General features: G+C 77.9%; 1 protein-coding gene and 1 pseudogene. Both read left to right on the top strand.

Annotated elements, in window-relative coordinates:
• Positions 1-780 (top strand): annotated as a pseudogene (locus JNW87_RS38495) (hypothetical protein); the annotation flags it as partial.
• Positions 780-1523 carry a hypothetical protein gene (locus JNW87_RS38490; RefSeq protein WP_109805629.1) on the top strand — a complete coding sequence of 248 codons (744 nt, stop codon included), beginning with the start codon at positions 780-782 and terminating at the stop codon, positions 1521-1523. The pseudogene JNW87_RS38495 and the gene JNW87_RS38490, both read left to right, overlap by 1 nt.
• The last annotated feature ends 106 nt before the right edge of the window (positions 1524-1629 follow it).

Here is a 1629-nt window from a genome sequence, read left to right as displayed (position 1 = left end):
CCGGGACCCGGTAGCGCGCAACCCGCTCCCCGCCTCGGCAACACGTGGACCGCGCCCGGCCTCGACAGCGGGTGGACCGCGCACCCGGGGTCCGGCACGGCGTTGCCCGGCCCACCCGGCGTCGTCCCCGGCTGGCCGGGACGTTCCCAACCGGGCGCCCCGATCGGCGACGCGCCGCACGACAGCCACCCGAACCACCCCGGCGCGCCCGGCGACGACCACGACCCGGCGAGCGGCCGGGTGACCGAAGCGGCGACCGGCGGGGCTTCCGCCGGCGGGGGACGGCGGGACGGGGCGGGCGACGGCGTCCAGGCTCTGCGGGCGCGGTCGTCGTCGTTCCAGCGACAACAACCGCACCGGAATCCGGGCGTCCCTCGCCCGGACGGGGAGCCGGCGGGGCGGCACTCCTCCGGCAGTCACCCGCCGGGCCCGGCCGTCGACGCCGACACCGCCCAGACCCCGAGGGAACCCGCGTCGGTCCGCCCCCGCGGCCCGGGTGAGGAGTGGAACTGGCGGTGGACGGGGCCGGCCGGGACGCCGCCCGCGCCCACCGCCGGTGCCTGGCCCGAGCTGCCGGCCGAGGCGACCCGATCCGCCCCGCCCGGGGTACCGCCGGCCGGGCCGTCATGGCCGGCCGGGACAGGCTTGCCGCGGGCCGGCGAACACCCGCGTGATCCGTGGCCGGCGCTGCCCGACGACCGGGAGCTGTGGGCGCCGGCCGCACCCGCCGGCGACGCCGCGCACCGGCGCCGGCTGGACCGGGAACAGGCGGCTGGCTGATGGAACGCGTCGCCTTCCTCGTGGACGAGTCCGGCACCCGGGTCGACTGCCTGCTCAACCCGGAGACCGTGCAGGTCACCCGGCTGGCCGGGGTACGCCCCCGGGGCGGCGCCGACGGTCAGCTCACCGGGGCCGGCCTCGCCGACGACCCGCTGGTCTTCACCGGCGGCGGCCGTACCGAACTGGTCCTGGACCTGCTCTTCGACGTGGACTTCGTCGAGGCCCAGGTACGCCCCGAGGACGTCCGGACGCTGACCCGTCCACTGTGGCTGCTGGCGGAGAACTCGACCGCCGAGCACGGCTGGCTGCGGCCGCCCCTGGTCCGCCTGGTCTGGGGCAAGACCTGGAACGTGCCCGGCGTCATCGTGGCCGTGGCGGAACGCTTCGACGCGTTCACCCTCACCGGTACCCCGCGCCGGTCCTGGCTGCGGCTGAAGCTGGTCCGGGTGGCGGAGGGCGCCGAGGCGGCCCGGGCGGGCTTCGAGGAGGAGTTGGCCGCGGCGAGCACCCCCACCGTCCCGCCCGGCTCGGCGGTGGTGGCCGCCGCGGACGGCGCCGCCGAGCCCGGCTGGTCGGGGGTGCGCTTCGACCTGCTCGCCCACGACGCGCTCGGCTCGCCGCTGCGCTGGCGGCTGCTCGCCGAGCACAACCGGATCAGCGACCCGCTGACCGTGCCGGCCGGCACCCCGCTCGCCGTGCCCCCGGTCACCGCGTCCGCCGCCGGGTCGGGAGGTGCGCCGTGACGACCGTCCAACGGCACCGTCCACGGCATCGACGACCTGCAGGCCCAGTACGCCAGCCAGTACGGCGCCGGCAGCTACACCCCGATCATCCCGGTCACCTACTGGA

The sequence above is a fragment of the Micromonospora sp. ATA51 genome (assembly GCF_016802855.1).
GTDB lineage: Bacteria > Actinomycetota > Actinomycetes > Mycobacteriales > Micromonosporaceae > Micromonospora > Micromonospora sicca.
The sequence above is the reverse complement of the archived record's forward strand: the minus strand, read 5'-3'. Positions and strand labels throughout refer to the sequence as shown.